The organism is Streptococcus sp. 3167 (assembly GCF_013277175.1).
Classification (GTDB): Bacteria; Bacillota; Bacilli; order Lactobacillales; family Streptococcaceae; genus Streptococcus; species Streptococcus pseudopneumoniae.
In genome coordinates, this window is record NZ_VMML01000033.1 from 1 (window position 1) to 7,720 (window position 7,720).

Below are 7,720 nucleotides of genomic sequence, written 5' to 3' on the forward strand. Positions count from 1 at the left end.
TAAATAGTGAAAAATATCTATCCTATCTTCTAGAATGTCTTCCAAACGAGGAAACTCTCGTAAACAAAGAGGTTTTAGAGGCTTATTTACCATGGACTAAAGTTGTACAAGAAAAGTGCAAATAAGAAATCTCCAGATTAGGAACTATCCGTGAGTTCTCTAGTCTGGAGATTTTTCAATATACTTCGTTATTGGGCGGTTACTACTATACTTCGTTATTGGGCGGTTACGAAGCAGGTGAAAAACTACCTCCCAAATGAAAAGGAATTAAGCAACCAAACGCTACTTAATTCCTTGAAATTGTCTCATCACCTCTATTAGCCTTTAAATTTTGAAAGACTCTATTTGCTAATCAATATTTGTCAATACTAACCCTTTCAATCAATTCATTAGTTTTCTAAACTAAGTCTATTAATAAATCCAAAAAGAGTATCAATAGTAAAGTAAACTAAATAATTGAGTTATAAATAGCTATTTTCACAAAACTGTTTCATCATCACACCATCTCAGTACATAAACCATTTTTTCATCTATAGCTTTTGTCTTAATCTTAATCTTTTTTCTTTAATCCAAGAAATGCACCTACGGTAAACATTATTCCGGCAACCAATGACGTGAAGACTTCGCTAACTGTTCCGGTTTTTGGCAACCTATCATTGTTAGTAGTTGATTTACTATCAATATTGGTATCTTTATTAGCTATGTTCTCTGGTTCATTAAGATAAACTTCCTTCTCATTTTCAAAGTTTTTATCATTTTTATCAGGAACTGGAGCTGTAACATCCTTAGTTGAATCAGATCTTTGACTTTCATCTAATTGACTATAATTTACTTGTACAGGAACTGTAGTTTTGACATCTTTAGTTGAATCAAATTTGTGTGAATGATCTTCTCTTTGTAAATCCTCTTTTCTGTGACTTTCATCTAATTGATTATGATTTGCTTGCACCTTATCTTTCTTTTTGGATACATCAAAAGTAGGTTTATTTTCCTCCTCCTTTTTCTCCTCTATTTTCTTGAATACAGGTTTTATAAGGGTATCTTTTGATAGATTAATAACATAGCCAGCGTCTTTTTTACCTTCGAAACCAGCAATTTCCCAACCATCAAATTGATAGCCTTTTTCTAATTCACCCTTATAGACAGGTAAAATAAAATCTTCTTCCGGCACTATCTGAGAACTCATTTCTTTTCCATTTTGAATGGTCACAGTCACCCTATGAGGTTTTAATTCGCTCATTTCTCCCGTATCTTTATTTAAAATAAATTCTTTTACGGTTGTATTTCTTGCGAAATCTTTTACAAGAATCTTAATATTTAGTGTCTTATCTGTTAGTTGTTTAATATCATCAAATGATGTATATTCTTTTCCATTTACATAAATATGTTGTTCTTGAATCTCACCATCGAATCCATTATTTCTTTTATCATTGATGTTAAAGACTACAGATTTTCCATCAGCATATTCGATACTAGTATTTCCCTTAGGATCAATGTTTACTTCGGGTTTAACATTATCATATAAAAATTGATAGTGGACTCCAACCGCTTTCGCATTCAAATCGCTATAGCCAGTTTGAAGATAAACATTTCCATCCATATCTGTTACCTTATCTGGAAATCCGTTTGCTTTATAATCTTTCATCCCCCAGTCCATGATGTCACCGTCTTTAACATTCAGCTTAACGTTAAAATCTCTAGTGTTATCAATGTGTAAATCTCCGTAGATTAAATAATTATCTACAACCGATTCATTAACCCTCAATTCCCAGTTAAAACCACCCTTATCAGAAATCTTACCTCTTAAATAAAATTCTGGATTTCGTACATAAATTTTATTAGATTTAGATGGATTAAAGTAGTTCTTATCCATTGAAAGGTTTACTGGTTTGGTATCAATAAATAACATGGAGCCATCTTCTTTTATAGCTTCTACATTAGAATATTCCTCCCCATGATACTCTTTATTATCTTTACCAAATAATACAAGTTTAGAGGAATCTGTCACAAGATTTCCATCTTTATCGATTGCTTCCCCTTTATCATTCATGTTAAAGGTAAACACTTGATATCTTACAATGTTAAAGCCGTCCAAAGCCGACATTAATACTGATTGAGTGCTTCTTCCATCTTTAACATTTCTACTATCAGCATAAATTGTTGTTTCTGAAAGGACTCTTAGATTAGGATTGGTCTTTTGTATTTTTGCTATATCTTCCTTGCTATAAACTCCATTCCCTGCTAACATATCCGTTTTTCCAGGATTATAGGTAGTCACTTTTAGTGCATAGCCTTTTCTTAGAATGATGTTATCCTTTAATAGATATTGTTGTTTTTCTGAATCAGAATAGATTTTACCAGATTCCATTTCAGTTAAATTGTTTGGTTTGTTCTTTGAAAGATCTCCTTCTCCTAATTCGATTACATTCCCATAACTTGATGCATAGGGATATTCTGTTTTAGTTTCCTTATTTTTTTCAGGCATTCTAATTTTAGTTTTAGCTTTTGTTTCACCCTTATCTTTTACAAGGATATTCATATCACCCGTAAAGGATAGACCATCGACGACATCATTTGTGTTTGCAAATAAGTCAAAGGTTAGAGTTTTAGTTTGTGGGTCGTATTTACTTGCCTTAATTTCTATTAATTTGAAGTCATTGCCATAGTAAGCCTTAGCATTTTTGGATACATTACTTACTTTTCCAAGAATTTCAAAATGTCCATCCTTTGATGGGCTTAATACTCCACCAAGTTTTGATTTAACATCATCAAGTTTCTCAGTTTCATATTCTAGAGCACTCTTATCTTCATAGGCAGTTATATTTCCTTCATCGTCATATTGATAATCAAGCTCTACTGTTCTTTTTCCACCAGTTACAAAGTCATATTCTTCCCTATATTTCTTTTTAATGAGTTTCTTTAGGTCTTTATTTTCAAAGTCTCTAATTGTTGAAATAGTTTTATTTATTTCAAGGCTAGCTTCTCCCTCAACTGAACTTTCTTCAGCTGGTTTTGAATCTTCATCCTTAGCTTGATTATTATTGGTATTTTCCTCTGGGCTCTTTGCATTTTTGAGTTTTTCTTCAGAAATTTCACCTAGTTTTTCATATTTAGAAGCATCTTTGTCAGGATCTACTAGGTAATAAGAAATCATTCCTTTTTCATCAGCTTGGTCATCAAATTTAATTCTATGGATTTTGGTGAAGTTGCTTGCACCATCTAGGGCGATTACTTCGATGATTTTTCCTCTTAAATCTCCTGCTCCGCTAATTTCGTAGATAGTATTTCCATCTTTATCAAGCTTCCTATTTCTTCCCTCACCCTCTCCGGCGTAAGTTACATCAAGACTTTTCTCAACATCTCCATACTTATCGACAAGAGCTGCACCTGCGTACCATACTTCGTTGGCTACTTCTTCAAATTTCTCAGGATGTTCTTTTTGGTCTCTAGCAAACAAGGTTTCGTGTTTGTACTCATCCTTTACCTTGTGGTAGGTATCTTTTGCGATCAATTTAATTTTATCTGGATTAGAAAAATCAATTGAAATAATTTTTGGAGCTGTATTATCAATTTTTACTGGTATATAAGAAACTTGCCATGGATAATCCTTGGTTAATCTATATTTGAATTTGTAGAAGTATTGACCCTCAGCTATTGATTCAAATTGTCCTCTTATCCTAGTAGCTGGATCTTGGTTATCCTTACTTTCTGGTTCATTTTCTTCTCTACCTCTAGGGTTATAGATGAGTCCATCCCACTTCAAATCACCCCAAACTTTTAGTTTAGATGATTTGATTCCCTTTGCATCATTGCTTTTAGAATTTAAAATTCCTCTAATAAAGTGTTCTCTCGAAATGACTTTTAAGTCTCTTTGATTTTCTCCCTCTTTATTTGTATTTACTATTGAAATCAATCCTTCTTCTGCACTTCTTAATACAAGTGGAGAAGGTGTTAATCCTCTTTCTAGTGAAACACTTTGTGGTTCTCCCTTTGAGTCAAGTGGATATACCCTAGCAACATTAGATCCACTAGTGGATTCTGCATGAATACCTTGGTTGTTAAAGGCAAATAAGTCTGGGTCTTGGTCTAGTGATGTAATATTTTTATCTTTTCTGTTTTGAATAATAGCTGCTGGATTAAATTTATCTATACCATGTTCTCCACCAATACCCTTGTTCAAGGTTCCAGGAATTTTCGGTTTACCATCATCATCATAACCTTCCATTGTTTTTGATTTTGAACCCTCTTCCCAGGCCCATTTATCAAGGATTGGTTCGTGGTTCCAATTCCCAGCAAATCCCATTAGAGGCATCGACAAAGAAGGTTGGAAGTTTATTTTCTTCCCGTTAGAGTTTAGAGCTTCCATTTCTTCCACTGACTCAAAATGAATAAATGATTCTACAAATTTATTTTTGTCTTTAGCCTCTCCAACATTTATAACCGCATTCAAATCAAAGCTAGAATTTGCGCCTATAGTGAAAGTATCATGCTCAAATGTGATATTTGCTCCTTTGATTTTTTCTGGATGGATTTCTGGAACAATTTGCTTACCATCTGGAGATTTTTCATCTTTGTATGTTTCATCCAGCTTTAATCTATCAGTTAGAGAATCTGTAGTTATCGCTGATGCTGAAACTTTAAAGGTCAAAGGTCTGTTTGATGTATTGTGAAGCTTAATTGTAAAATATTTTTCTTCTCCTTTTATTTCTTTAAGAGAAATAGAACCATAAGAGTTTACCAAACCTTTAGAATCCTTGTTTTTGAAAGTCGCTACAACTTCATTTCTCAAAGCATTGGCCACATTAATTAGGCCTGCTCCCTGTTGTCTAGGTGATGCAAAGTATTGGCTTTTTTCTTTCCAAGACGTTGCGTCCATCATCGGTCGCGCAGTATTTTGTAGAGCAATTTTTGTAAGACTTGTAAGGTCTATTTTGTCATCTCCCTCAAGATTTCTCAATACAGGTCTTTCAAGCATTTCCTTTAACTTCGGTCTAATCAAAACAGTAGAAGCTGCTACGATTGGAGTTGCCATACTGGTTCCTGACATATAGCCATAAGTTGATTTACCATTAATGACATTAAGCGTGGATTTAATATTTTTACCAGGTGCTGAAACATCGGGTTTTAAAAGTAAATCTATTCTTGGCCCCCAAGATGTGGATCCTGCTGGAACGATGATATCTTCTTTATAGAGTTCTTTGTCTGTGTCAGGTGCAAACTTAAAGTCAATCTCTTTTTCGTCACCTACATTCGGTTTGTTGGAATTAAAACTTTCCATATCAATTGGATAGTATTGCTCCAATTTATCTTTAAAATCTTCTTTATTATTTCTTTTGACTTCAGTTTTTTTATCAGGATTAATCATGTTCCATAGCTTTACACCATCATCTCCTGAAATTGAAAACACTTGACTTTTAGTACCTTCATCCGCTTCATATCCCATAGCTGGAAGCTCTGTCCAATTATCTCTATTGTAGTAATTGACAGTATTTACAACCATAATGGCGCGTGCGCCCTTATCCGTAGCTTTTTTAAAAGCATTTTTTAAATCCTTTGTATAAATTCTATCCATTACTGCAATTTTGCCCTTAAGATCCAAACCTATCAAATCTTGGTCTTGGCCCTTGCCTATATATACAAATTTCAATTTACTAGGAGCTTTTGAACCATCTTCATTTGTTGTGATTTTATTCTTATCGAAAAAGGCCCCTATATTTCTGTATTTAAAACTTTCTCCACCTATGTTAACTTTATCAAACTCAACTGTTTGATTTTTAGCAGATGCAACCGCTATCGCATCTTCATGTGCTGCTGTTCGCGTTACATTTCCAGTGTCGGTCATTTTCAGATGATTATTTGCCACTAAATCCCAAGAAGAACTTGAAGCAGAAGTCGCATAGTTACCCGTAGCGACAACCATTGGAATGCCTGCTTTTCTTAATGCTCTAATAGCTTGCCAATATTTCTCACCTACAAGACCTGTTCCTGTAAAACCAGATGATACCGAAACAACATCAACGTTGTGTTTGATAGAATCTTCAATAGCATGAAACATTGTTTCATCCCCTGCGAACCCAGATCCTGCGTCAGAGTACATTTTATAAGAGAAGATCTGTGCATTAGGTGCAATTCCATCTATGCCATTAAAGTTCTTGATGTCTTTTTCAGTATCATTTCCAGCAAGAATCCCTGCAATATGCATCCCATGGGGATCAAAATAATCACTTCCATCATCAGCTCTTTCTACGGTAATTTTACCACCATTATAATAATTAAAAGCATGAGGGATTTTATCACTCAACCAATAATTTTTATCAGTGCCTTTTAAGTCTTCTTTTTTAAATCTCATTGAGGCTTTGGCATCATCATCGATTCTCATAGCCTTATGCCTATAATCTGTTCCAGTATCGATATTTGAAATGACCATACCTCTGCCATCAAAATTTCTTCCAAATTGAGCATTAATGGCCTTTAGGTAATCAATAGCTTCCTCAACTCCAATTTCCTTTCTGGCATGATTCATCATGGGTTGGACTTTTTGTGCCCTTTCAACCGATGAGATACCTTCTATTTGTTTAATTTTGTCCAAGTTATCTGGAGTTGTTTCTATGGCACTACCGTTAAAAATTCTATCATAAGTATATAAAACTTTTGTATTCTTAAGACTGGATAGTCCCTTGATTGCTTTTTCTCTAGATTCTTCATCTTTAAATTCAGCAATATAGACAAGTCTATCCTCTTTTTTGGGACTTTCTGAGTCTTTACTTGCAGACGAGTCCGCTTTATCTCCTTGGGATTGATTGGAATTTTCTTCTTTGCTTGTTGCTTCTTCATTGCTAGTGCTATTGTCTATCACAGGATTTTTACTAACAACTTCTTTTTCCTCAATAATTGTTGTTTTCTTTTCTTCAGTATCCTTTGAAGCTTCTATAGCATGATGAATCTCTTCATGTTTCTCTTTATTTTCTGTTTCCTTATCTACTACTACTTTTTCTTTATCAGAGATATTTAAAGCATCTTCAGAGCTAGATATATCTGCTAAGACTACCTCATTAGGGGCATAGGCTGCTAAAATAACTGCAGCTGTGGTTAATGACAATACTGTACTTTTTTTCATTTTAATTCCTTACATATTTATTTAACTTCCAATAGATAGAAAACTTTAACTTTGCTAGCCTTTGTTATAAAAAGTTTTACTAAGTATTATCTAGGAAATAGAGTAGTACATTTATATATAATTGTTAGCTCTCCATAAAAATAGTATATCATTTTTTAAATTTAAGTCAAGAAAAATTAATATGTGTTAATTTATTTTTTAATACACATTAAAAATATAGAGTCAAAAACTTTCGTAGTTAGCTGGGGTACATTGTCAGAACATTCACACCATCAAAAATAGTAGCAATCAAATTGAACCACTACCAAAATCACAAAGTCAAACATCATTGATGAAATATCAGCGCTATTAAACAATATAAATAACCGCTAAGAATAAGACTTAACCCCAAATCATTCATACCTCTCTCAACTAGATGTAACTTACAAAACCCCTGACCTCATGAGCCACTTTCTTCCTCCTCATGAGGTCAGTTTTACTTTCTGCTGTTCCAGTATCATTTTTCCTCGCTAGATTTCCTCAAAAGGGCAGACTCCTCCCTTGGTGCGTCACACGATTTTTTCATCTCGACTGTTCTTTAATGCATCATTAACGACGCTTTTC

1 protein-coding gene is annotated in these 7,720 nt (G+C 33.8%); it reads right to left on the reverse strand.

Features of this window, described 5'->3' with window-relative positions; genetic code table 11:
- Positions 1 to 550 precede the first annotated feature (550 nt).
- Complete coding sequence (locus HT678_RS05765; RefSeq protein WP_172924684.1) at positions 551 to 7,117, reverse strand: S8 family serine peptidase; 6,567 nt, start codon at positions 7,115 to 7,117, stop codon at positions 551 to 553.
- Positions 7,118 to 7,720: the final 603 nt, after the last annotated feature.